Source organism: Herbaspirillum sp. YR522 (assembly GCF_000282575.1).
Classification (GTDB): Bacteria; Pseudomonadota; Gammaproteobacteria; order Burkholderiales; family Burkholderiaceae_D; genus Herbaspirillum.
In genome coordinates, this window is the sequence record NZ_AKJA01000012.1 from 1 (window position 1) to 23,861 (window position 23,861).

General features: G+C 63.2%; 22 protein-coding genes. 7 read left to right on the forward strand and 15 right to left on the reverse strand.

The genetic code is table 11. From position 1 onward, the window contains the following. From PMI40_RS01550 to PMI40_RS01590, 9 genes are all read right to left on the reverse strand, one after another. Positions 1–889: hypothetical protein (locus PMI40_RS01550; protein WP_008111428.1), on the reverse strand; the 889-nt coding region annotated here is incomplete at its 3' end. Positions 890–954: 65 nt separating this feature from the next. Further along, positions 955–2,574, reverse strand: a complete 1,620-nt coding sequence (locus tag PMI40_RS01555; RefSeq protein ID WP_008111429.1) for a rhodanese-like domain-containing protein — start codon at positions 2,572–2,574, stop codon at positions 955–957. 4 nt (positions 2,575–2,578) lie between these two features. Continuing rightward, complete coding sequence (locus tag PMI40_RS01560) at positions 2,579–3,787, reverse strand: LLM class flavin-dependent oxidoreductase (RefSeq protein WP_008111430.1); 1,209 nt, start codon at positions 3,785–3,787, stop codon at positions 2,579–2,581. A gap of 14 nt (positions 3,788–3,801) precedes the next feature. Beyond that, positions 3,802–4,998 carry an acyl-CoA dehydrogenase family protein gene (locus tag PMI40_RS01565; protein ID WP_008111431.1) on the reverse strand — a complete coding sequence of 399 codons (1,197 nt, stop codon included), beginning with the start codon at positions 4,996–4,998 and terminating at the stop codon, positions 3,802–3,804. Next, positions 4,995–5,768, reverse strand: coding sequence for a class II aldolase/adducin family protein (locus PMI40_RS01570; protein ID WP_008111432.1), 774 nt, complete (start codon positions 5,766–5,768; stop codon positions 4,995–4,997). Before PMI40_RS01570 ends, PMI40_RS01565 begins: the two co-directional genes overlap by 4 nt. 5 nt (positions 5,769–5,773) lie before the next feature. Beyond that, positions 5,774–6,643: an ABC transporter permease gene (locus PMI40_RS01575; protein WP_008111433.1), complete on the reverse strand. Its 870-nt coding sequence runs from the start codon at positions 6,641–6,643 to the stop codon at positions 5,774–5,776. Beyond that, positions 6,640–7,629, reverse strand: a complete 990-nt coding sequence (locus tag PMI40_RS01580) for an ABC transporter permease (protein WP_008111435.1) — start codon at positions 7,627–7,629, stop codon at positions 6,640–6,642. Before PMI40_RS01580 ends, PMI40_RS01575 begins: the two co-directional genes overlap by 4 nt. A 25-nt stretch (positions 7,630–7,654) precedes the next feature. Next, a complete protein-coding gene (locus PMI40_RS01585; RefSeq protein ID WP_008111437.1) occupies positions 7,655–8,464 on the reverse strand; it encodes an SDR family oxidoreductase in 810 nt (269 codons plus the stop codon). A gap of 28 nt (positions 8,465–8,492) precedes the next feature. Continuing rightward, positions 8,493–10,115 carry an ABC transporter substrate-binding protein gene (locus tag PMI40_RS01590; RefSeq protein ID WP_008111439.1) on the reverse strand — a complete coding sequence of 541 codons (1,623 nt, stop codon included), beginning with the start codon at positions 10,113–10,115 and terminating at the stop codon, positions 8,493–8,495. A 370-nt stretch (positions 10,116–10,485) separates the two neighbouring features. On the opposite strand from PMI40_RS01590, the gene PMI40_RS01595 reads away from it, so the two are divergent. Then, entirely contained in the window at positions 10,486–11,514 is a 1,029-nt protein-coding gene (locus PMI40_RS01595; protein WP_040501537.1) for a LacI family DNA-binding transcriptional regulator, read from the forward strand. Between the two features lie 45 nt (positions 11,515–11,559). Next, positions 11,560–13,206: an ABC transporter ATP-binding protein gene (locus PMI40_RS01600; protein WP_008111441.1), complete on the forward strand. Its 1,647-nt coding sequence runs from the start codon at positions 11,560–11,562 to the stop codon at positions 13,204–13,206. Positions 13,207–14,114: 908 nt separating this feature from the next. On the opposite strand, the gene PMI40_RS23635 is transcribed toward PMI40_RS01600, so the two are convergent. The 3 genes from PMI40_RS23635 to PMI40_RS01615 form a co-directional block, all read right to left on the reverse strand. Beyond that, positions 14,115–14,540 carry a hypothetical protein gene (locus PMI40_RS23635; RefSeq protein ID WP_157221422.1) on the reverse strand — a complete coding sequence of 142 codons (426 nt, stop codon included), beginning with the start codon at positions 14,538–14,540 and terminating at the stop codon, positions 14,115–14,117. A gap of 797 nt (positions 14,541–15,337) precedes the next feature. Further along, positions 15,338–16,366 carry a dienelactone hydrolase family protein gene (locus tag PMI40_RS01610; RefSeq protein ID WP_008111442.1) on the reverse strand — a complete coding sequence of 343 codons (1,029 nt, stop codon included), beginning with the start codon at positions 16,364–16,366 and terminating at the stop codon, positions 15,338–15,340. Positions 16,367–16,712: 346 nt separating this feature from the next. Continuing rightward, on the reverse strand, positions 16,713–17,894 hold the full coding sequence (locus PMI40_RS01615) for an amidohydrolase family protein (RefSeq protein ID WP_040501529.1): 1,182 nt from the start codon (positions 17,892–17,894) through the stop codon (positions 16,713–16,715). 55 nt (positions 17,895–17,949) lie between these two features. Between PMI40_RS01615 and PMI40_RS23640 the strand changes: the two genes are divergently transcribed. Next, positions 17,950–18,246, forward strand: a complete 297-nt coding sequence (locus PMI40_RS23640) for a hypothetical protein (protein WP_157221423.1) — start codon at positions 17,950–17,952, stop codon at positions 18,244–18,246. Between the two features lie 42 nt (positions 18,247–18,288). Here PMI40_RS23640 and PMI40_RS01625 read toward each other — a convergent pair whose 3' ends face one another. Further along, the gene (locus PMI40_RS01625) at positions 18,289–18,723 is read right to left on the reverse strand and encodes a helix-turn-helix domain-containing protein (RefSeq protein WP_008111444.1); all 435 of its coding nucleotides are present in this window, start codon (positions 18,721–18,723) and stop codon (positions 18,289–18,291) included. 99 nt (positions 18,724–18,822) lie between these two features. Between PMI40_RS01625 and PMI40_RS01630 the strand changes: the two genes are divergently transcribed. From PMI40_RS01630 to PMI40_RS01645, 4 genes are all read left to right on the forward strand, one after another. Next, entirely contained in the window at positions 18,823–19,434 is a 612-nt protein-coding gene (locus PMI40_RS01630) for a glutathione S-transferase family protein (RefSeq protein ID WP_008111445.1), read from the forward strand. 204 nt (positions 19,435–19,638) lie between these two features. Then, the gene (locus PMI40_RS01635; protein WP_238540874.1) at positions 19,639–19,995 is read left to right on the forward strand and encodes a DUF1566 domain-containing protein; all 357 of its coding nucleotides are present in this window, start codon (positions 19,639–19,641) and stop codon (positions 19,993–19,995) included. A gap of 237 nt (positions 19,996–20,232) precedes the next feature. Then, positions 20,233–21,321, forward strand: a complete 1,089-nt coding sequence (locus PMI40_RS01640) for a branched-chain amino acid aminotransferase (RefSeq protein ID WP_008111447.1) — start codon at positions 20,233–20,235, stop codon at positions 21,319–21,321. Positions 21,322–21,664: 343 nt separating this feature from the next. Next, positions 21,665–22,078 (forward strand): cupin domain-containing protein, encoded by a 414-nt coding sequence (locus tag PMI40_RS01645; protein WP_193365664.1) that lies wholly within the window; start codon positions 21,665–21,667, stop codon positions 22,076–22,078. 45 nt (positions 22,079–22,123) lie between these two features. On the opposite strand, the gene PMI40_RS01650 is transcribed toward PMI40_RS01645, so the two are convergent. Together PMI40_RS01650 and ligK are read right to left on the reverse strand one after the other, a co-directional pair. Further along, positions 22,124–23,029, reverse strand: a complete 906-nt coding sequence (locus PMI40_RS01650; protein WP_008111450.1) for a LysR family transcriptional regulator — start codon at positions 23,027–23,029, stop codon at positions 22,124–22,126. Positions 23,030–23,174: 145 nt separating this feature from the next. After that, positions 23,175–23,858, reverse strand: coding sequence for a 4-carboxy-4-hydroxy-2-oxoadipate aldolase/oxaloacetate decarboxylase (gene ligK / locus PMI40_RS01655; RefSeq protein WP_040501541.1), 684 nt, complete (start codon positions 23,856–23,858; stop codon positions 23,175–23,177). Positions 23,859–23,861 lie beyond the last annotated feature (3 nt).

A 23,861-nucleotide genomic window follows, 5' to 3' on the forward strand; every position in this document is an offset into this window, starting at 1 on the left:
CGGCTACCGCCGCGGCAGCCAGCACGATGGCGCGTGTGGCAAAGGCATCGGCTTCGCGCTCCCCCAAGGCCGACAGCAGGATCGGATCGTCCGACGCCGCGGAAGTGGGGGCGTAGTAGTAATTGCGCTTGCGCTTGCCGAGAAGCGTGGCGCCGTCTCTCGCAATTGCCGCCACGACACCGGCAATGACGGCGGTCAGGAACAATTGCGCGATGGTCGAGCCGAACACAGCCTGCTTGGCCGGTATGTCCCCCGGCAACAGAACTTCATCATCGGCGATGTCCACATTGTTCAGCAGTGTAGTACCGCTTGCCGTCAGGCGCTGGCCCATGCCGAACCAATCGTCGACCGTTTCCAGGCCGGGGCGGTCCTTGGGGGCGATGGCAATCACGCGGGTGCCGTCTTCCAGCGAGACCGGGATATACAGCCAGTCCGAGAACAATGAACCGGTGGAGTAGAACTTCTTGCCATTGAGTACATAACCCCCGTCCTTGCGCACCAGCCGACTGGCAAACGGGCCACCGCCACCGATCTGCGCCTGGCCAAGTTCGGTATTGGCTGCGCCGATCATTTCGCCGGCCAGCACGCGCGCGCGCAATCGGACCACCGCGGGATGCTGTGACGGTGTGTTGAGGATACGTTCGATGGCCACGTGATGGTTGCGCCAGATGTGCGCGATATTGGGATCGGCCTCGGCCAGGGCGATGGCCGCGTCGAAGGTTTGCACCAGGCTGGCGCCGCCGCCCCCGTGATGGCTGGCCAGGCGGCGGGCGCCGAAACCGGTGGCCTTGATTTCATTGATCAGGTCGAACGGTTGCTCGCGCTGGGCGTCGCGTTGGGCGGCGCCTTCGGTAATGCGCTGCAGCAGGGCATCGGAAAGGATTGTCATGGTCTTGGAGGTCGATCATCGACCTGGTGATGGACGATAGGGATGGCCAGGTGGCAATTTCGTGCCTAGAAGCGATATCCGGCTTGCGCTGCATTGCCTACCAGCTCAGGCAGGTCGGCTTCCCATTGCAGGTACGCGGCGCTGGCCTCGGCGTTGCCGGCATGCCGGTCGTGCAGCCAGAACAGGTAATCGATGCGCCGAGCGCGTGGCGGCAGTTCCGGATGTTCAGCCAGCGGCAATCCGGCCGCCTGCCAGCCTTCCAGCCCACCGGGCAGGATCGCGATCTGCAGGCCAGCATGGTCCGGGACCAGCAGCTGCGACAGCGACAGCGCCAGCAGCTGCGCGACGCCGTCCTGATCGGCCAGGACCACCACTTTCCCGGCCGCCACGGCGGCCGACAGCAGCTCGGGGGAGAGCGCCGAGCGGTTGACCCAGCGTGCGTTTTGCGGATGGGCCTGCCCATGACGCTCGCTGCTGCCGGCGTCCAGCACCAGCGCGCCGCCCTGTACCCATTGGCGGGCCGTCTCCGGGCTCAGCGCGGCGACCTGTTCCCAGCGGCGCGTGGGCGTCGCCACTGCCGAAACCGTGGGAAGCGCTTGTGCGACTTCGGTGGGCGGCGCGAACAAGGCGACCTCCACCCCCAGCCGCTGCAGCCAGTGCGCGGTAATGGCGGCCCGGCTGCCGTCGGTATCGACCAGCACCACGTGGGCATGACGCACCGCGACCCATTCATCCAGGCATTGAACCAGTTGCACGCCTTGCACCCAGGCCGCCCCTGGCCAATGCCCCTGGTCGTACTCGCTGCGGGTGCGGATGTCGAAGACGAAGGTAGTACGTTTCTCATCGGCCTGCCATTGGCGCAGCGTGTCCAGTTCGATACGGGCCAGGCCATCCTTTTCTTCAAGTGCGGCGGCGCGTTTGCGCGCCACCTCGTTGGCCTGGGGCGATGCGAGCCTGCTTTCCTGCGCCGGCTGGCGTTCCAGTTCCAATCCCGCCAGGCGCCAGCCCTGGGTGCCGCCGGCCAGCGCCAGCACCCGGTTGGGCACGCCCGCATCGATCAGGCTCTGGGCGCCCATGATGCCGCGCGTGCGGCCGGCGCAGGTGACCACCACCAGCGTGTCGGGCGACGATACCAGGTCGGCGAAGCGCGTGACGATCTCGCTGCCGGGGCAACTGATGGCGCCCGGCACGTGGAAGCGTCGGTGTTCTTCCAGCGTGCGTGAATCCAGCAGCACCAGGTCCTCGCCGGCCTGCTGGCGCATGGCTAGCTCGCGGGGTTCGATGTCCGGGGTGTGGTAGAGCTTCTCGACGAATTCGGAAAACGCCTTGCTGGGTACGTTGACGCCCTGGAAGGTCTTCAGGCCTTGCCCGCGCCAGGCCGTGGTGCCGCCTTCGAGCCAATGCACGGCGCGGTAGCCCAGCGACAGCGCAGCAGAGGCGGCAGCCTGCGCCAGTTCCCCGTCTTCGGATACCAGGACCAGCCGCGTATCGAGGCGCGGCACCCGTTGCGGCAGGTCCAGCTCGAAGCGGCTGTATGGCAGGTTGACGGCCAGGAGCAGGTGGCCCTCGCCGAATTGGCCGGCTTCGCCGACGTCGACCAGCGCGATCTCGTCGCCGTCGCGCAGCCAGGCGGCCAGCGTGGAGGCGGGAACGGGAAGGGCGGAAGGAGTTGGAATCTGGGTCATGGCGTCAGGTGGCGAGGGCGGCGAGAGGGTTGACATGCGAAGAGGCCGGTATCTGTGCCACGGGATGGCGCAGGCCGGCTTGCTCCAGCAGGGGCATGACGCGCTGGCCGAAGTAGGCCAGTTCGGGTTCATAGTCGAAGAAGCAGATCTGGATGCCGTCGCAGCCGGCCGCCTTGAGCTGCTTGAGCTGGTCGACGATCTGCTCTGGCGTGCCGATGAGCTGGATATTGCCGCCCACGGTGCGCTCATCGCGTTCATGGCCCCGCCAGGACTGGCTGTCGCCGGTGGCATGGGAGTGGAAGAAGCCTTCCACTGCGCCATGGTCGGCCCGCGCCAAAATGGCCTGGTAGACCTCGCGCGCCTCGCGCTCGGTGTCGCGGCAGATGATCATGGGATTGATCAGCGTGCGTACGTCGCGGCCCACGGCGGCGGCTTCGCGCTTGACGCGGGCATTGAGCTCCGGCAGCGCTTCGATGGCTTTCTCGAAACGCGCCCCCACCGGGCTGGTGATGAAGATCAGGTCGGAATGGCGTACCGCGCTGGCGATGCCGGCGGCCGAACTGGTGGCGCTGACCAGGATCGGGCGGCCATACTGGGGCTTTGGCGTGACGAATGCGTGCTTGAGTTGCCAACGGCTGCCTTCGTAATCCAGGTTCTCGGTGGCGGACCATAGCCTACTGAGTACGTCCACGAATTCGTTCGCAATCTGGTAGCGGTCGTCGTGCGCGATCTGTTGCTGACCGAACATCGCCCATTCATCCTTGCGAAAGCCGGTCACGATGTTGAGGCCCCAGCGGCCCTTGGCGATGTGATCCAGCGTCGCGCCGAACTTGGCCAGGTGCAGGGGATGCCAGGGGCCGTAGAGGATATGGATGGTCGAGATCAGCAAGATGCGGCTGGTGATCGCGGCCAGCGCGCTGGTGGCGATGAAGGCGTCCAGCGAGGTCTCGCGGTAGCTGGTTTCGCCGCCGAAGCCGCCCTTGCCGAGCCAGTGGGCCGGTCCGAAGGCGAGCTCGAAACCGAGCTGCTCGGCCTGGCGGGTCAGCGCGGCGTTGTAATCGAAGCTCCAGTGGGTCGCGCGCGGCAGGGTGGACATGGTCCAGCCGCCATTGTGGATGGGCAGAAACAGTCCCAGTAGCAGGGGTTGCGTCAGCGCCTGCCCCAACGGGCTGGTGGCGGGCAGCGACGACGGCGGACGTGTCGTATCGGTCATGGTGGATTTGACGTCTAGATCTTTGAAGTGATGGGCGGCAGGTTGCCGTTGAGGTAGTAGTCACCCACCGCCTTGGCCTTGTAGGCCACCGGGTCGTGGGTGGTGTGGGTGCGCGCATTGCGCCAGTGGCGGTCCAGGTTCAGGCTGCGCGAGGTCGCGCTGGCACCGCCGACCCGATAGAGCATCTCGCTCACGCGCAGGGCGGCATCGTTGGCGGCCATCTTGGCCTCGGCCACGGCGATCGATACGCCGCCAAGTTCTTGCTCGGTCGCGCTGCCGGCCAGCGCCGCGGGCAGGATGGCGTCCAGCGAGCGCGCGGCGCGCTCCAGCAGTGCCTGGGCGCCATGTGCCAACATCGCCATTTCACCCACGGCCTGCTGTACGTAGGGATCGTCGCCGGCGCGGGCGACGCCGGCCTCCGGCACCGGGCGCGCGCGTTGGCTACCATAGCGCGCGGCGTCCTCGAAGGCGGCCAGCGCGATGCCGACGTCGATGGCGGCGTGCAGCACCTGGGCGAACGCGCCTTCGTGGGTGCGCAGCGTTCCGGATGGCGGCAGCGGCATGTGCTCGTCGTCGGCGATGTGCACCCCCTCGAAGCGCACGGTGCCGCTGGCGGTGGTGCGCTGCCCCATGCCGTCCCAGTCGTCGATCACGCTTACTCCCTGCCGTTGGCGGGGCAACAGGGCGATGCTGCGGCCGCCGTCGTCGCGCCGCACCAGCGAATAGAAGTGGCTGGCGAACAGGCTGCCCGTGCAGTAGTGCTTGTCGCCGTCAAGCCGCCAGCCGCCGGCAGCAGCCTGGCGCGAGAGCATCACGCGGATCTCGCCCACCGTCGCCCCGCCTTTTTCTGCGGAGGCATTGGTGATCATCGCGCCCTCGAGCAGCAGCGCAAAATAGCGACGTTTCTGTTCCGGCGTACCGTAGAGACGGATCTTTTCGACGCCGCAGGCATGCGGCTGGATGGCCTGGGCGATGTTGGGATCGGCCTTTCCGAGCACGACGAAGATATCGCTCAGTTCCGCCAGGCAGAGGTCGATCCCGCCAAACTCCCGCGGCACCCGTGCCGCCAGGATCCCATGACGGGCCAATGTCTCTATCTCGGCCTGCGGCAGCTCGCGCCGTGCGTCCCGGCGCGCGGCGCCTTGTGCGAATTCGCCGGCCAGCCGGTGGGCCGCCGACACCAGCTCCCTGGCGCGTTCCTGGTTGCTCATGAGAGGTAGTCCGGTTCCCGCTTGTCAAGCAAGCGGCGCAAAGCCTCGAAATGCAGTTGATGGGCCGGCTTGCCGGCGGTGCCGCTGTGCAGGGCGGTATGGCGGATCTGCTCCTGCACCTTGGCCACCTGGGCCGGCGTCAGCGAACGGGTGGGGCGGCCGGTCCACAGGGCGTGGATGTGCACGCGGGCATAGCGCTCCAGCGAATACAGCCGGTCGTAGGCTTCGGCCACGGTGCGTCCGGTCACCAGTACGCCGTGATTGGCCATGAAGAGGATGGTCTTGTCACCGAGTATCCGGGCCAGCCGTTCGCCTTCGGCGGGTTCCCGTGCCAGTCCATCGTAGTGCTCGTCGTAGGCGATCTGGTCGATCAGCAGTGCCTCGGTCTGGCCCAGCGCATGCAGGTGCTGGTCTTGCAGGCGCACCAGCGCGCTGGTATAGGCCATATGGGTGTGCAGTATCACGGCGTGCCTGGGGTGGGACGCGTGGATGGGCGCATGGATGCAATAGGCAGAACGCTGGAGGATGCCTTCCCCGTCCAGGATCCGGCCGTCGAAGCCGACCGTGAGCAACTCGCTGGCGCGCACCTCGCTCCAGTGCAGGCCGAAGGGCGGCACGTAGAAGCGGTCGTCGTGGCCGGGAACGGCGGCGCTGAGGTGGTTATAGATGCCCTCGGTCAGGTCGTGCCACACCGCCAGCCGGTGTGCAGCCGCCAGGTCTTCCCGCACCGATTGCGCTTGCGGCGGAGGTACTGTGTCTGGAGTCGTCATCGGGATCAGTCGTTGCCTTGCTTCAGGCGCGGGTTGAAATAATCATTGAGGCCATTGCCCAGCAGCATGAAGCTGATCACCGTGACGAAGATCGCCGCGCCGGGCAGGGCGGTCATGTACCAGGCGGTGCGCAGCGTCGAACGTCCCATGCCGATCATGCTGCCCCATGAAATGACGCCGGGGTCTCCCAGGCCAAGGAAGGACAGCGAGGCTTCCGTCAGGATGGCGTTGGCCATCAGCACCGAGGTCGCCACCACCACCGGCGCCAGGCTGTTGGGCAGGACATGGCGCAGCAGGATGCGGCCACCGGGCAGGCCGATGGTGCGCGCCGCCGTGACGTAGTCGGCATTGCGCACCCGCATCGCCTCGGCCCGCACCAGGCGCGCGATCTGCGGCCACGCCGTGATGCCGATGGCGAAGATGATGCTGGCGATGGATGGCGTAAGGATCACCACCAGCACGATGGCGAACAGGAAGCTGGGCAGCGTCTGGAACATCTCGGTGCCGCGCATCAACGCCTCGTCGGCCCAACCGCCGCAATAGCCTGCCACCAGGCCGACGGCGATGCCGATGGTCACCGACAGCAGCGCGGCGAAGAAGCCCACCGCGAGCGAGACGCCGGCCGAGTGCACCAGGCCCGAGGCCATGTCGCGCCCCATCATGTCGGTACCCAGGAAGTGGCCCGGCGCGCCCGGCCACAGGTTGGCCGCGGCGACGATGTCCAGCGGATCGCGCGGGTACAGCCAGTTGGCCAGCAAGGCCGCCGCCAGGACGAACGCCAGGATCAGGCCCCCTACCAGCAAGGGGCGGGAGCCGCCCAGCGGGCGCACCAGGCGCTGCAGGCGGACCAGCGGGGAGAGGATGGGAGAGTTCATGAGCGGCCTGTGGCAATGCGGGGATCGAGGAAAGCGTAGAGGATGTCGACCAGCAGGTTCATCAGCACCACCAGGAGCGAGCTGAACAGGAAAACCCCCAGCAGCAGGTTGACGTCGCGCTGGAAGACTGCATCGAATGCCAGCCGGCCCAGCCCCGGCCAGGAAAAGATGGTTTCGATCACGATCGAGCCGCCCAGCAGCGACGCCAGTTGCAGCCCGGTCAGCGTCACCACCGGCAGCAGGGCGTTGCGCAGCACGTGGCGCAACGCGATACGCATCTCCGACAGGCCCTTGGCGCGCGCGGTGCGTACGAAATCCAGCCCATACACCTCGAGCATCGCCGAGCGCGTGATGCGCACGTAGATCGAGAGATAGAAGAAGGCCAGCGTGCAGGCCGGCAGCACCAGGTGCCTCAATCGTTCCAGCAGGCCCTCCAGGCTGGTGGCCGGCGGGCCGCCGATGCTGCTCATCCCGGCCGAGGGCAGCCAGCGCAGGTTTACCGAGAACACCACGATCAGCAGCAGGCCGGCCCAGAAGACCGGGGTAGCAAAGCCGATCGTGGAGAAAGCCGAGATCGCCTCGTCCAGCCAGCTGCCCCGGTAGCGCGCGGACAGTACGCCTAGCGCGATGCCGCCGACGGCTGCAATGGTGATGCTGCTGAGCATGAGCACCAGGGTCGGGCCGACGCGATCGGCGATCAGCTCGGCCACCGGCATGCCGTTGCGGAAGGAATAGCCCAGGTCGAGGTGCAGCAGGTTGCGCAGGTAGTTGACAAAGACCGTGCTGGCCGGCAGGTCCAGGCTGAACTGGCTGCGCAGCTGCGCCATGTATTCCGGCGTGGCCGCGCCCGATTCACCGGCCATGACGTCGGCCATGTCGCCCGGCGCCAGGCGCATCAGGATGTAGGTTGCCAGCACGATCAGCAACACGATGGGGATCAGTTGCAGCAGGCGCCGGCCGATATAGTGAAGAATCGAAGAAGACATCAAGGGCCTCTTGGGAGGATGCGGTTCAGATCACAGGGCCGGCGCCGCCGTGTACCGGCACGAGCGCGCCTACCACGTAGCTTGCGCGCGGGCTGGCCAGGAACAGTGCCACTTCGGCGACCTCTTCGGGGCGGCCGTAGCGGCCCAGCGGGATCGCCGCCTGGCCCTCTGCCAGCGCTTGCTCGCGGGTGATGCCGCGGCGCTCCGATTCGAGCCGCAGCGCCTGTTCGATGCGACCGGTCAGGGTGAAGCCGGGATTGATGCCGTTGATGCGGATGCCCAGCGCCGCGTAGTGCGAAGCCAGGCCCACGGTGGCCAGCATCAGCGCCGCATTGGCCGCGCCACCGGCCAGGTGGGTGCTAGTGGGCTGCTTGCCACCGGTGCCGATGATGTTGACGATGGCACCCACTTCTTCATTGCCGGTGCGCCGCGTGGCGCGTTCGGCCAGGCGCTCCAGGATGAAGTGCTGCACATGCAGGCTGGGGTAGAACTTGGCGTCGAAGGTCTGCTGCCACAGCGTCGGCGTCAGTTTTTCCGGCGCGTACCGTTGGGCGGCGCCGGCGCTGTTGACCAGGATGTCGACCGGCCCGAGCGCGCTTTCCAGGGTTTCCACCGCCGCGGCTGCCGCGCCGGCGTCGAGCAGGTCGGCCGCCAGGCCATGGACTTGCAGCCCTTCGGCTGCCAGGCTGCGGCACGCCGCATCCACGTTTTGCTGCGACCGCGAGACGATTCCCACACGGGCGCCTTCCTGGGTCAAGCGACGCGCGACCGCCAGGCCGATTCCCTTGCTGCCGCCCGTGACCAGTGCCACGCGGCCTTCGAGTTCTTTCGCCATGATTCGATGTCCTTCCTGCAAGTTGGGGTCAGCGGTCCAGCCAGACGTTCTTGAGCGAAGACAGCGCGCCGTCGGGCGCCTTGCTCAAGCCGTGCACCGCCTTGCTGTAAACCGTGAAGTTGGCCTGTTCGATCAGCGGGATCACCGGCAGGTCCGTTTCCGCCAGGCGCTGGAACTGATGGAAGAGCCCGGTGCGCTTCTTCACATCGGGTTCCACGCGAATGGCCTCGATCAGCTGGTCGAACCTGGGATTGGAGTAATTGGAGGCATTGGTCCATGCCACGCCGGGTGCGATGGACTTGCTCCAATAGTGGCGGAAGCTGCCCACTTCCGGATCCAGCGTGGGTACCCAGCGTCCGGTATTGATGTCGAAGTCGTGGTCGGTATAGACCGCCTTGAGATGGCCGGCGATATCGCGGTTGCGGATCTCGACGTCGATGCCCACGCGCTTGAGGGCCTGGCGGATGAATTCGGCGTTGTTCTTGAAGGCTTCATGGAAGTTCTGGTATTCCTGGTTCAGCTTGAAGCGCACGCCATTGGCCTTGCGCGGATAGCCGGCCTCATCGAGCAGCTTCTCGGCCCTAGCGACGTCGAAGTGGTACTGCGGCACGCCGTCGGCGGTGTAGAACGCCTTCAGGCTGGACGGAATGGGGCCGGTCGCCGGTTTGCCCAGTCCATACCAGACGGTATCGATCAACGCCTGCTTGTCGATCGCGTGCGCGATGGCTTGGCGCACCTTGAGGTTCTGCAGGACCGGATTGCGCAGGTTGAATTCCAGGAACACGTAGGCAGACTGCCAGGCATAGCCGTCCAGGCTGACCGCCAGGCCGGGCAGGGCGGCGATGCGCTTGACGTCGGACAGCGGCACTTGGTCGAACGGGGCGTATTGCGCATCGCCCGTCTCCAGGGCCGCCGCGCGCGAACTGGCGTCAGGAATCACCCGGAAGACCAGGCGGTCGAGATAGGGCTTGCCGGCGTCCCAGTAGTCGGGATTGCGTTCGAGCACGATGTACTGCCCCTTCTGCCATTGCTTGAAGCGGAATGGCCCGGTGCCGACCGGCTTGAGGTTGTAGGGATTTTTCAGGATGTCGGTGCCCTGGTACAAATGGCGCGGCAGGATCTGGCCCTCGTTGGCGTTGAGCGAGCTGAAGATCACCAGTGACGGGTGCGCCAGGCGGAACACCACGGTGTACTTGTCCGGGGTATCCACGGCCTGGATCGCGGCGAAGGTATTGCGTCCGCGGGGATGGATCTTCTTCCAGATTTCCAGTGCGCTGAACTGGACATCGGCCGAGGTGAACTCCTGCCCGTCATGCCATTTGACGCCCTGGCGCAATTTGAAGGTGACGGTCTTGCCGTCTTCCGAAATGGTCCAGCTGGTCGCAAGGCTGGGCTGCGGGCGCTGCTGCTCGTCGAAGGTGATGAGGCCATCGAACACATTGGTGGCGACCACGCCGATGGGGAAGCTGGTATTGAATGCGTTGGTCAGCACCGGTGGCTCGGGCTGCACGATGGCTTGCAGGGTGCCGCCGCGCTTCGGTTGCAGTGGCGCCTGCGCCTGCGACAAGGACGGCAGCAGCAAGCTGCACACCAGTGCAAATGCGGCCAGGCCGGCGAGAAGAACGCGGCGGCTGGGGACGTGAATCGTCATCTTTTGCTCCATGAGAGTCCATCGTGGTGGACGTGATGGGCGGATGATAACGATTCATCAAGCGACCAAAAACTAATGTTTCCATGCTTGCTTATGCGATTGCCACGCTTAGCCGCGATGCCGCGGGCGGCGTGCAATCCAGGCTAATTCGATCCCCGTATAAGCAAATGCGGGCCGATGATGGTGGTACTGATGATTAATGTAATTAACTAAGTAGAAAAGGTCCTTTGTGTTCGCGTCCGGGCCTATGGCAGGATATGAAACGTTTCATGAAGCACCTCGATTCCATTGCGCCTGGCCTATCTGGCTGCGTACCTTCATCACCACCTACATGGCCTCTTCGGACAACTCCCTTTTGCCGCCGCGCCCCGTGTCAGAGGACCGTGGCCGCCCTACCGTACGCGACGTCGCGCAGCTTGCCGGCGTGTCGATCGGTACGGTCTCGCGCGTGGTCAATGAGATACCCAATGTCAGCCCGGCGGTACGGGCCAGGGTGAGGGAGGCGATCGGCACGCTGGGCTGGCGTCCCAGCATGGTGGCCAAGAACATGCGTGGCCAGGCCACGCGCATGGTCGGTTTCATTTTCTCCGACTTGGAGAATCCCCTTTATGCCTCCATGATCAAGGGCGCCGAGGACGTGTTGACCGAGGCCGGCTACCTGTTGATCGTCGGCAGCAGCAACGACCGTCCGCAACAGGAGTGCAGCCTGATCGAGTTGTTCGGCCAGCGCCAGGCGGACGGGCTGATCTTTACCATCACCGACGAGCGCCATGCGCAAGTGCTGGACAGCCTCACGCGTGCCCGTTTTCCGGTTGTCATGCTGGAGCGGGACGTCGACGTGCCGACCGCCGGCGCGGTCACGGCAAACCATTACGGCGGTACGCTGGCGGCGACCCGCCATCTGCTCGACCTGGGCCATCGCCGCATCGCGCTGGTGTCCGGCGGCCGCCATAACCGGGTCGGGCGAGATCGCCTGCGCGGCTTTGACGACGCCCATAAGGAGCGGGGAGTGGCGCCGGTGCCAGCGCTGCTGCGCATCGACGACCGCATCGCCGAAGATGCCTTCGGCTTGCGCCAGACCCAGATACTGCTCTCGCTGCCGCAACCGCCGACGGCGATTCTCGCGTTGGGACGCCACTTGCTGCGTGGTGTGCTCTCGGCTTGCCGCACACGCGGTGTGCGCATACCGCAAGACCTGTCCCTGATCACGACCAACGACAGCGAGCTGGCCGAGCTGGTGCAGCCGGCCGTGACCGTGATCCGCTATTGCGCCTATGAACTGGGCCGCGAGGCGGCGCTGCTGTTGTTGCAGCGCCTGCAGCGGCGCGAAGATTGGCATTTCAGCAGCATCGAAGTGCCTACCGAATTGGTGCTGCGGCAATCCTGCGCGCGCATCTAGTGCATTCCCTGCGGCAGTGCTGCCGCCCGCATTTGAAAGACGCCTATGTCCAACGCTTCCGATAGCCTGCTCAAGATCGACAACCTGAACGTTCATTTCGGCGCCCGGCAGGTGGTGCACGGGGTGTCCTTCGACATCAAGCCCGGCGAGAAGCTGGCGTTGGTCGGCGAATCGGGCTCCGGCAAGAGCGTCATCGCGCTCAGCACGCTCAGGCTGGTTCCCGGTGCCAGGCTGTCCGGCCGGATCGATTTTGACGGAACCGACCTGACGAGCTTGCCCGAGCGCGACCTGACGGCCGTACGCGGGCGTGACGTGGCGGTCATTTTCCAGGAGCCGATGACCGCGCTCAATCCGCTTTATACCGTGGGCGAACAGATTGCCGAGGTGTACCGGGTCAAGCACCGACTGGGGTCACGCGAGGCTTGGGCAAAGGCGGTGGAACGCCTGGCCGAGACCGAAATCCCGGAGCCGCAGCGCCGCGCGCGGGCCTATCCGCACCAGCTCTCCGGAGGCCAGCGGCAGCGTGCGATGATCGCCATGGCGCTGGCCAGCGAGCCGCGGCTATTGATTGCGGACGAACCCACGACTGCGCTGGACGTCAGCCTGCGCCTGCAGATCCTCGATTTGCTGGAGCAGCTGCAGCGCTCGCGCGGCATGGCAGTGCTCATGATCACCCATGACTTGAACCTGGTTCATCGCTTCGCCGACCGCGTGGTGGTGCTGCAGAACGGACGGTTGGTGGAGCAGGGCGCGGTCGCGGCGGTGCTGCATCGTCCACAGCATCCCTATACCCGCAAGTTGCTGGATAGCCGGCCGGTACGCGATCTGGTCGAAGAGCAAACGCACGACGACAGGCGTGTGCTGCGCGCCGAACATGTGCGGGTGGACTACCGTCTGCCGGCTGCCTCCTTCCGCGAGCTGTTCAGGCAGCGCTATTTCAATGCAGTGCAGGACGCGTCTTTCGAGCTTGCTCCAGGGAGGACGCTGGGCATCATCGGCGAATCCGGTTCCGGAAAATCTACGCTGGCGCAGGCTGTGCTGGGATTGCTGCGGGCGCAGGGAGAGATCAGCATCTGCGGCTCCAGCTGGGAAGCCGCGAAGGCGGCGGGTTTCGAAGGTAAAAAGGCCTTGCGCCGCCGTATCCAGGTTGTCTTCCAGGATCCTTACGCATCGCTGAGTCCGCGCCGCAACGTGCAGGACATCGTCGGCGAAGCGCTGGCGTTTCACGAGCCGGATCTCGATGCCGGCCAGCGCCGCTTGCGGGTACTGGAGATGCTGGCTGCGGTCGGATTGTCGCACGAGCAGTTTCCGGGGCTGCTGGAGAGGCATCCGCACGAGTTTTCAGGCGGCCAGCGCCAGCGGATCGCCATCGCACGGGCGCTGATCACCCGGCCCGAGGTATTGGTGTTGGACGAACCCACCAGCGCATTGGACGTCACCATCCAGAAACAGGTGCTGACCTTGCTGCAGAAACTGCAGAAGACGCATGGGCTCAGTTACTTCCTGATCACGCATGACATGGAAGTGATTCAGGCCATGGCGCACGAGGTCATCGTGATGAGGAACGGGAATATCGTCGAATATGGGCGTGCCCAGGCAATCCTGGAGGCACCGAAGAACCCTTACACACGAGCCCTGATTGACGCTGCCGGCTTGTCGACGGCGGCGGTGCCCGTCCGGCAGGTGGCGTGATGCAGGGATGGCAGCCTAGGCGGCTTTGGTCAGCCGTTTGGCGTCTTGTCGATATTGAGCTGCGGGGGATGTTGTAGGCAGGACGTTTTTCGGTGGCTAGGTCTCCATTTTGCGGTAACACGGATGAGTGTCGGGAGGCGCGAAATTGTTTCCCGAAGGTAATTTTGCAATGTCGTTTGATTTTCTGTGATTTCGCATAATTTGTATTATGTAAAATGACGTGTCAAAAAATGGTCGTTGAATTTGTGGTTGTCGAGGATTCAATCACTCCCTCTGCCAATATAAAAAAAGCCCGCTTAAAGCGGGCTTTTTCATCTTAGACATTTGTACAAATGCGACTGTAGTCACATTACAACGATTCTTAGGCCCTTACCTCTGAATAAATAACCAAGTAGGTTAATTCAGATGACACCAAATGCCCGCAATTAGGCAACTGGATATAAATGCAGTTACATTAGTACCCGGGGCACAAAACAAAAGCGGCCCCTTCGATGAAGGGGCCGCTTTTGCAAAGCTGCCCTAGAAAGTGAGGGCATCAAAATGATTCAAATCACTGTCACGCTGAGCGGCGTTAAACTAGATGTAGCGATTGATCATGGCATGGCGGTCGTATTGGCAACCACGCTTTTGACACTTCTATAAGCTAGGGCTTTACCGGCTCCGATTCGTTAGCGCGATTCGGAGCCGTTTTCTTTTACCGTTTAAACGGTACGACAAAAATATAACATGTGTTTAACAGTTTTTATGAGTTCGGCAAACGAAATGTATTGTTTCGTCACCTCAAAACACCACATTTCGCAGTGACGAAACGTACTATTTCGTGTCGGATGGGCAAATTGATCGACCTATTCGGAGGCGCTGCCGGCTCAGCTATCCGACGGTACGACGCAATCGCCAAGATTGTTACGCTAACGAAATTGACACAGCCAGGCTTGCAGATAAGGGGCTGAAAAATCCTGGCCTGGTAATTGCCGCAGCTCATGACCATAGAGGATCAGCCCACGCTCATCAGCAGCGAAGATCGTTGGATTCCCGAGTTGGGCTTTGATGGTCAAAAAACCTTTGCCGTCTCGCTCCAAAAGCCTCGCCATCGAATGCTGCTCCATGTTCCGCTCATACATGCGTAACACCACCAGTTCACCAATGAGCGGGTCTTGCCGATCACGCTCGTGCCTCGATAGACGGACTCCACGCTCCTTTAGCCGCTTGACGGCCACAGGTATTCTGCGTCGACCGTGCCAGCTGACACTGGCGCCGTAGGTAGTGCCGTGTGCAGCAAATCCGCTCGGTGACGAAATCGAAGGATCCAGTTCATCAGGAATAATACTGTTCATGCATACAGCATATCACCGAGGTAATCGCAAAAAATACCATTCTGTCAACCCTGGTGCATTATCAAATCATCATGCTATGCTCAGCTCATCAAGAATAAATAAAGGGGAAAAAATGAAAATATTTCTAAGCTGGCTTGTTTCTTGACGCTACTTTATATAACCCACATTAGCATTCTGCAGTGGCTGGCCAGGCTGGATGTAAAGCAGCTCAATGTCCGCCTAGCACGCCCAAAAAGTAATCGCAGTACTCAATATTCAATGTGATTGACGACTTAAATCGTGAAGCACCGAGAATCGAAGTGGATCTCTCATCGCGGGCTGAATAGTTATGGCAGCTTATTAACACTAATTAGCGGCCAACCCGGTAGCTTTCCATTTACTTCACTCGCACAGAACGGCTCGCCGTTGGGACGAGACATAGGTTCCCTGCACCCGCAGCTTGACACCTTGCTCACTTGATTGATGACATATCCGGGAGGAGCCCCAACATCTCCGACGCTACACATCCAGAAGCTGCTCGCCGTTATCTTCTGGATCATCATGTGCTGGCTAGGTATAGGGCATGTCTTAAGGTCCTTCGCTATCTCTTGAACATAATGGCCTGGTGGAATATCGGACTTTCCTTTAGCGCATATCCACTGTGCGTCGGCAAAGCAGGAACTGCTTCCCAATAGCCCCGCGACGAATACGATTCCGGTTAAAACCGGCTTAACCATCAATCCCATATTCCTCTCCCCTTTAAGATTCGCATGCTTGTTGTAAATCGATAGCCGCCCGCCACCCGCCCCCGTGCGGCACTACTGAAGATGAAACGCCTTCTGCAGGAAAGCCCTGACATCCTCTACCGAGCGCGCCCCCTGTTGCAGGTTGGCGCCACTGGAAACACCGCGGATCATGCAGGTCTTGAGTTCGTCCTGGACTGCCTTCAACGAGGCATACTTTTCGCCACTGGCCAATCTGTAATAGCTTCCATGCCGGCTGTCGAACAAGACCTGCGGGCATTTGTTGGCCGACGTGGCACCGGCGTGGTACTTGAAATAGGCTTCCGTATTGTCGAAGTCGTGATACGCATCCGGATACACGTGGACTTCCACCGACTGCCCGGCCTGCTGCATGTGCGGCACGAAATCGAGGCATAGCTGCGCCGGCGTGTAGTTGTCCTTCTCGCCCAGCGCCAGCATCAACGGCGCGCCGGTCAAGGCCGGCGCCGGAACCTCCCACCAGACCTGGGAGCATCCCGGGTAAAAGGCGACCAGTGCCGCAAACCGGAGGTCATCGTCGATGACACCCTTGCGAAACGATTCCATGGCCATGTCCAGCGCTACCGTGCCACCCCGTGAAAAACCGATCATGCCGATCCGCTGCGCATCGATGCGCGGGTCGGTGGCCAGCAGCTTCAGCGCGAACAGCGCGTCCACGTCGTTGACCGCCGGACTCAGCGAGGTCTGGTCTTCCATCGTGCCGTTCACGCCCCGTGGCGCGAAGGAATCCACCACGAAGGCAGCGATTCCCATGGCATTGAATACCTTCGCCCAGCGCTCGAACAGCCTCTTGTCGACACCGTTGGAGCCGTGCGAAATCACCATCGCAGGCACCTTGCCCGGCAGGCTGGCCGGCATCGACAAGGTGCCCCAGATGGCAGTACGGCCGGTCCCATAGCGCCGATGCACCAGGTCCCACTTGCTCTTGGGGTCGGCGCTATGGAAACGCACCAGGCCGGTGGGCTGGGACGACAGGTCCGAATAGACCTGGTCGGCCCCTTCCGCCGCAGATGTCACCGCCAGCAGCATCAACACCGCGCAGAGGTACGTCGTGGGAATCTTCATCTTGTTATTCTCCCTCGTCGCTCGCCGGGTCAATGCTGGTCGGACAGCGGCGGCGTGGCGTCATTCTAACAAGCCAAAGTTCGCGCAGGCGCTACTTCCAGCCTGCCCGTGACACCCCGCCCGGCAGGAAAATTCATCTTGAAGGGTTCCGTCAGCACGCAGGAATCGGCATCCGGTCCAGCATCGCCCTGCTCCTCATGACATGCCGGGATGCAACAGCCCAGCCTGCCAATGGCAGACCGGGCGTGCGTCATCTAGTCATCGCATCATCGATGGGCTCAGTTCGCCACAAGGTTGCCCCACCCTGCCCCTCCTGGCCGGTGCCGGCAAACTGGCGACTTGGCAGTTACCGGTTCGCCGGCTTGAAGGCAAACTGCGTCACCTGAGCCGTATCGGCGGCGAGGTCCTTGTATATCTTGCCGCCCTTCATGACGAACAGCACTCGGGTGATGGCGGTAATGTCCTTCAACGGATCGCCGTCCACCACGATCAGGTCGGCCTCCATGCCTTTACGGATACGGCCGATACGCTCACCCAGCCCGATCGCTTCGGCCGGGACCGAAGTGGCCTGTACCAGCGCATCCATGGCCGGCTGCCCTGCTGTCTGCACGCGGTAGACAATCTCTTCGCCCAGGCGTCCGTGGCAACCGGCAGTGGCGTCGGTTCCGAACGCGATCTTGAGATCCTTGTGCTTGATGGCGTTCTTGAACATGGCGAGCTTGAGCGCAATGGATTCTTCCTGCAGCTTGAATGCCTCGGGCGTGTAATTGGACGTACCGAGGAAGCGCTCCTTGTTCTGCAGGTAGTTATGCCCTGCCAGGCCGATATCGGGCTCGAAGTACACGCCGCGCTCGGCCATCAGGCGGAACTCGGCATCGGTGGCGAAGCTGCCGTGCGCAATCGCATTGCAGCCACCCAGCACCGCCGCCCGGACCGAATCGGCACTCTGCGCGTGCACCCAGGTGCGTTTACCGAGGGCGCGCGCTTCCTGGCAGGCCGCGGCGATCTGTTCGTCGCTCATCGTCTTCTCGCCACGCTCGCGGATGCTCTTTGCCGCAAACAACTTGATCAGGTCGGCCCCCTTGGCGACCGATTCCCTTACCTTCTTGCGGATGTCGTCGGGCGTGCCCGAGCGCTCATTGATGAGATCGACCGAGGCCACGATGCGCGGCCCCGGCAGTTCGCCCCGCGCAATGGCGTCGCGCAGGTCGATGTCGGACGGCGATCCGATCGATGGCGAGGTCAAGCCTTGCAAGGTCGTGAAGCCGCCCATGAAGTCCTTATAGACGTTTTCATAGGCGTACATGATGCGCGTTGCCGGCGCCTCCAGTGGATTGGCGACGCGGCCATCCTTGCCGAAGTGGGAGTCGATATGCACGTGGGTATCGATCAGGCCCGGCAGCAGCGCCAAACGGGGAAAGCTATAGGTAACCTGGCGCCGCCCGTCGTCGTCTTCGATGTCATCGATGGTCGATCCCTTGACGCTCACGATGACATTCTTGCGCACGCCGCCAGCGCCATCGATCATCTCACCCACCCGGATCGTGATTGCCGCCGGGGGCTTCGATTCGGTTGGAGGCGCCGTGAAGATATTGGGCGTCGCAGCCTGCGCCAAGGACATCATCGGTGGCGTCATCAAACCGAACGTGACCGCTAATACGGCCGTCAACTTCGCAGTGGCGACCCGACGGAGGTCACGAGACGCTGCTGTCATCAGTATTTTCATCATGGTTGTCTTGATTGGCGTAGTTAGTATTTGTTGTATCATCAGACGTTACGACATATCTTTTGATGATACACATCCTAACGAAGTCGTGCAGCGTGGTCAATACGAGGGGCTGGCGCAGCGTATCCCGTTGGCCTGCTTCCCGGCCGACTAGCCAGCCGCACGCCAGGTACGTCGGTCACGTAACGAAGGTGGGCTATCGATCGTCCCGCGATTTGTTGTCCACCGCGGGATGCGACTTATCGAAATCGCGCCGTGCATCGACGATCAGTGGCCAGTGTTGCCTGATCCAGTCGGTGAATCCATGCAGCGCGGGCAATAAATCCTGGCCCATGCTGGTCAGTTCATACTCCACGCGCGGCGGCACCTCGGCGTAGCAGTGCCGGATGAGGAAGCCGTCGCGCTCCAGGTTTCGCAGCGTCACGGTCAACATGCGCTGGGTAATTCCTTCGATGCCGTTCTTGATTTCCGAGAACCGCAGCCTGTGACCAGGAACGATCGACAGCAGCAAGAGGGTGAGAATGGTCCACTTGTCACCTAGCCGCGCCAGTACATCGTGCGGCGCGCACGGCTTGAGTCGTGGCCCCTTCGGGGTCTGCTCATAGTCGCGACCATGCAATGTGTCAGCCATTGGTATCCTCCGTGTGCCCAAGGCACCAAAATGTGCCGTCTTGCGGGTGCCCAGACGACAGTATACATTCGTAACCAACAAACCTACGGAGAGCGAAAAATGCTGTTGTATCAATTCCGCAAGGGCACAAATCCCCGCCGCGTCATCATTTACCTGGCTGAAAAGGGCATCGATATCCCGCGCTACGAACTCGACTATGAGAACGGTGAACACCGTTCTCCCCGTTATCTCGCCCTCAATCCGGCAGGCCGTGCGCCGAGCCTGGTCACCGATTCGGGAATAGCCATCACCGAGTCGGCCGCCATCGTCGAATACCTGGAAGAGCTTCATCCCGAGCGGCCTATGATCGGCACCGACCCTGCCACACGTGCGCGCGTACGTTCGCTTGAGCGGCTTGGCAACGACCTGGTCGCGCGCGGCCAGCTGTGGTTATGGAACCGTACCGGAGCGTTTCCCGCGAAGGAGGCCTCTCCTTCCCCGGAGGCGACCGACCGCTTGAGCCGGTATGTGACCGAACTGCTCGATGTGCTGGAAAGTGAAATTGGCGAAAACGATTTTCTTGCAGGTAGCTTGCCTACCATCGCGGATTGCACCACGTTCACGATCTTCCAGACCGCACGCGAGAGGTTCGACCTGCCGTTCGGACATCAGCACGCGCGGCTCGACGCCTGGTACGACAGGTTTCGTCGCCGTCCCAGTGCAGAGTACTAACAACGCAGTAGCCTGGAGCGTTTGCCGCTGCAACGGATGATCGTCGTGGACCATGTCGGGCGCCGCGCGCCCGGATGGCCGGATGGCCGGATGGCCGGCGACGACCGGCCGGTCGGCATGCGGGAACTTCGTTTCGAGTGTCGTCACTCATCGCCATGAGAACGAGTCATTTGGACGGAGCAGGTCATGATCCTATTGGATAAGATGCCGGTGGCCATCGGCCACGGCGAGCGCTACGCGGGGTTGATCCTCGGCACCGGCGAGCATCGGTCGCATCACGTTATCCTGCTTCCCGGCGAGGCCAGCCGGGTCAGCTGGCAAGCGGCTCATCAATGGTCGCTCGAACGCGGCGGCGATCTGCCCACCCGGCGCGAGCTGGCCCTGCTCTTGGCCAACCGGCGGGAATGCTTTCAGGAGGGATGTTACTGGTCCGGCGAGAAATTCTCGATCGATTCGCTCTATGCCTGGAACCAGTTCTTCTGTACCGGCACGCAATACAACGATCACGTCAGCAATTCGATGATGGCGCGGGCAATCCGCAGGGTTGCGGTCGACGAATAACATCGTGGCGCGTTCGTGCCGCGCGGCTCTGTTGGGCCGAGCCCCTTCCCTGCCGATGCCGACTGGCCCCGCTCCGGCCTCCCCTGCCTCGCCCGGTGGCCCCGTCCTGCGCTGAAAACCGGGGTATTCCCGCCTGCCGACAATCCGAAATTTACCTGCCGGCAGGTAAACCGGTATCCTTGCCATCTGGGCGATGCGCTTCGCTCCCCGATTCCTCTCTCGATGATGTTATTGGCAATGACTACCCAAAATTTCTTTTCCACCCAGCAAGCTGTCCAAACTCCTGCCGACGTGCGTGCGGCCGCCATGCAGAACCCCGGTTTTGGCAGCGTTTTCTCGGCCAACATGGCCAGCGCGCGCTATACCGTGGCCGACGGCTGGCATGGCGGGCAGATCGCCCCGTACGCGCCGCTGACCATCCCGCCCAGCGCATTGGTGTTCCACTACGCCCAGGAGATCTTCGAGGGCTTGAAGGTCTATAGCCTGGAAGACGGCGGCATTTCGCTGTTCCGCCCCGAGGCCAATGCCAGCCGCTTTGCCAAGTCGGCAGAACGCCTGGCCATGCCGCCGCTGCCGGTCGAGGTGTTCCTCGAATCGGTGCAGCAACTGGCGCTGATCGACAAGGACTGGATTCCCAAGGAGCGTGGCTCGTCGCTCTATCTGCGCCCGGTCATGTTCGCGACCCAGGCGGTGCTGGGCGTGAAGCCGGCGTCCGAATATTCGTATTTCGTGCTGGCCTGCCCGGTGGGCGACTATTTCAAGGACAGCAACTCCGGTATTTCGCTGTGGGTGTCCGAGAACTTCTCGCGTGCGGGCATCGGCGGCACCGGCGAAGCCAAGTGCGGTGGCAACTATGCCGCCAGCCTGGCGGCCCAGGCCGAAGCGCAACGCCAGGGCTGCGACCAGGTGGTGTTCCTCGATAGCCGGGACAAGACCTGGGTCGAGGAACTGGGCGGCATGAACATCTTCTTCGTGTTCAAGGATGGCACCATCCAGACCCCTCCCCTGGGCGGCACCATCCTGCCCGGCGTCACCCGCGATTCGCTGCTCAAGCTGGCCGCCAGCCTGGGCATCGAAGCGCGCGAGGAACAATACTCCATCCAGCAATGGGAAGCCGATGCCCGCAGCGGCAAGCTGGTCGAGGCGTTCGCCTGCGGCACCGCCGCCGTGATCACGCCGATCCGCCATGTCAAGCGCGCCACCTCCGAGTTCTCGATCGGCGATGCCAAGGCCGGAAAGATCACGCTGCAGTTGAAGAATGCGCTGCTCGATATCCAGCGCGGTGCCGCCGAAGACACCTTCGGCTGGGTCAAGCGACTGGCCTGACGACGCCCGGCGTGCCGCTGCCGGTGCGCCTGCGAACCCCAAGGCACAGCCTGTTGCAAGGCTGTGCCTTTTTTTCGCCTGCGATATTGCGCCGGCTGGCCATGCGCGGCGCCTCACAGGCGCACCAGCACGACCCTCGCGCTCGCGATCGATTCGCGATTAATGACTGCCGTTCATAGGTGCATGCCGTTTCATGGGACTAATCAACGCAATCCGCTGCGCGTAGCATCTGCTGCATTCGACCTGGAGGCCAGCGAGCGACATGACCCAGGCCAGCGCACGCTGCCGCCCAATCGACGCGCCTATCCCGGGCAAGTCCATTCACATCAAGGAATCGAGCATGATGAAAATCAGCCGCAACGGCACGCAACCCTCGGCCAAGGGGCCGGCCGACTACTTTACCGGTGCGGTGCGCATCGACAGCGCCTTCAATGCCGAGGCCCCGGCCCGCAGCGGTGGCGCTATCGTCACCTTCGAGCCCGGTGCCCGCACGGCCTGGCATACCCATCCATTGGGCCAGACGCTGATCGTCACCAACGGCGTCGGCTGGACCCAGTGCGAAGGCGGGCCGCGCACCGAGATCCGGGCCGGCGATGTGGTCTGGTGCCCATGCCAGCGCCGGCACTGGCATGGGGCCACCGACAGGACGTCCATGTCGCATGTGGCCATCACCGAGATGCTGGATGGCAAGAACGTCGAGTGGATGGAGCACGTCACCGACGAGCAATACCTGGCAGGCCCGGTGGTGACCGACTGAGCAGCGCTACGTCACCGCCGCCTGCCGTGCCCATGCTCATGCTGCTCAGCATGGATGCGGTCCCTTGTAGCGCAGCGCCTCGACCAGCAGGCCGAATGCCGGCGACGCCTGGCGTCGGCTGGCGTAATAGAGGTGATAGCCGGGAAAGGTCGGGCTCCAACTCTTCATCACGTGCTTGAGGGCGCCCGAGGCGACATGGGCTTGCACCATGTCGTGCGGCAGGTAGGCCAGGCCGAAGCCTTGCAGCGCCGCCCGCAGCATCGGCTCGCTGCTGTTGAAGGTCCATTGCCCTTCGACCCGCGCCTTGACCTTGTGGCCGTCCCGTTCGAACTCCCAGCTCATCAGGCCGCCGTGGGTCGGCAGCCGCAGGTTGATGCATTCGTGCGCGGCCAGGTCGGCCGGTTCCTGCGGACGGCGTCGGCCGGCCAGGTAGCCGGGACTGCCGACCACCGCCATGCGCAGGTCGGGGGCGATGCGCACGGCGATCATGTCCTTCTCGACCTGGTCGCCCAGCCGCACGCCGGCATCATAGCGGCCGGCGACGATGTCGGTCAGGCCGTAGTCGACGCAGATCTCGATATTGATCTCGGGGTAATCCTCGGCCAGCTTGAGCAAGCCCGGCCACAGCACCGTGTTGGCCGCATGCTCGGCCGCGCTCAGGCGGATGGTGCCGCTGGGCTTGTCCTTGAGCGAGCTCAACGCGGCGAGCTCGGCCTCGATCTCTTCAAAACGGGGCGCGATACTCGACATCAGCCGCTCGCCCGCTTCGGTGGCCGACACGCTGCGGGTGGTGCGGGTCAGCAGGCGCAGGCCCAGCCGCGTCTCGAGTGCGCGTATGGTGTGGCTCAAGGCCGATTGCGACACCCCGAGCTGGGCCGCCGCCCGCGTGAAACTGCCTTCCCTGGCCACCGCCACGAAGGCCAGCAGGTCGTTGTAGTTTTCACGCGCCATTCATGAACTCCATTCATAAGATGGCGCTTATTGTAATGGCCAATCGCCAGCGGCATCCAACGGCACGGCAGGCGCCGGATCGGCCACCAATAAAAATGCCATCCAGCATTCACCGGACGGCATCGCATCGTTGCGCGCGCAGCGCTCAGTCGATGTACTTCAAGCCGGCCGCAGCCAGCGGCTCGCGCATCTGGTACATGTCCAGGCCCAGTACGCCGGAAGCCAGCTTGGCGCGTTTCTCGCCTTCCAGGTCTTCGCGCCGTTGCGCCACTTCCGCCACCCGCATGGCGTCCTGCGCGGGCACCACGGTCACGCCGTCGTCGTCGGCTACGATCACGTCGCCCGGGTTGACCAGCGCGCCGGCGCAGATCACCGGGATGTTGACCGAACCCAGGGTCGCCTTGATGGTGCCCTTGGCGCTGACGGCGCGGCTCCATACCGGAAAGCCCATTTCCTTGAGTACCTTCACATCGCGTACCCCGGCGTCGATCACCAGCGCCCGTGCGCCGCGCGCCATGAAACTGGTGGCCAGCAGGTCACCGAAATAGCCATCGGTGCATTCGGCGGTGAGCGCCGCCACCACGATGTCGCCCGGGCGGATCTGCTCGGCGGCGACGTGCAGCATCCAGTTGTCGCCCGGATGCAGCAAGACGGTGACGGCCGTACCGCAGGCTGCCGAGCCCGGGTAGATCGGGCGCATGTACGGCTTGAGCAAGCCGGTGCGCCCCTGCGCTTCATGCACGGTGGCCGCGCCAAGCTCGCCCAGGCGCTCCACGGCGAGCTGGTCGGCGCGGTCGATATGGCGCTTGACCACGCCGAGCTGGTTGATCAA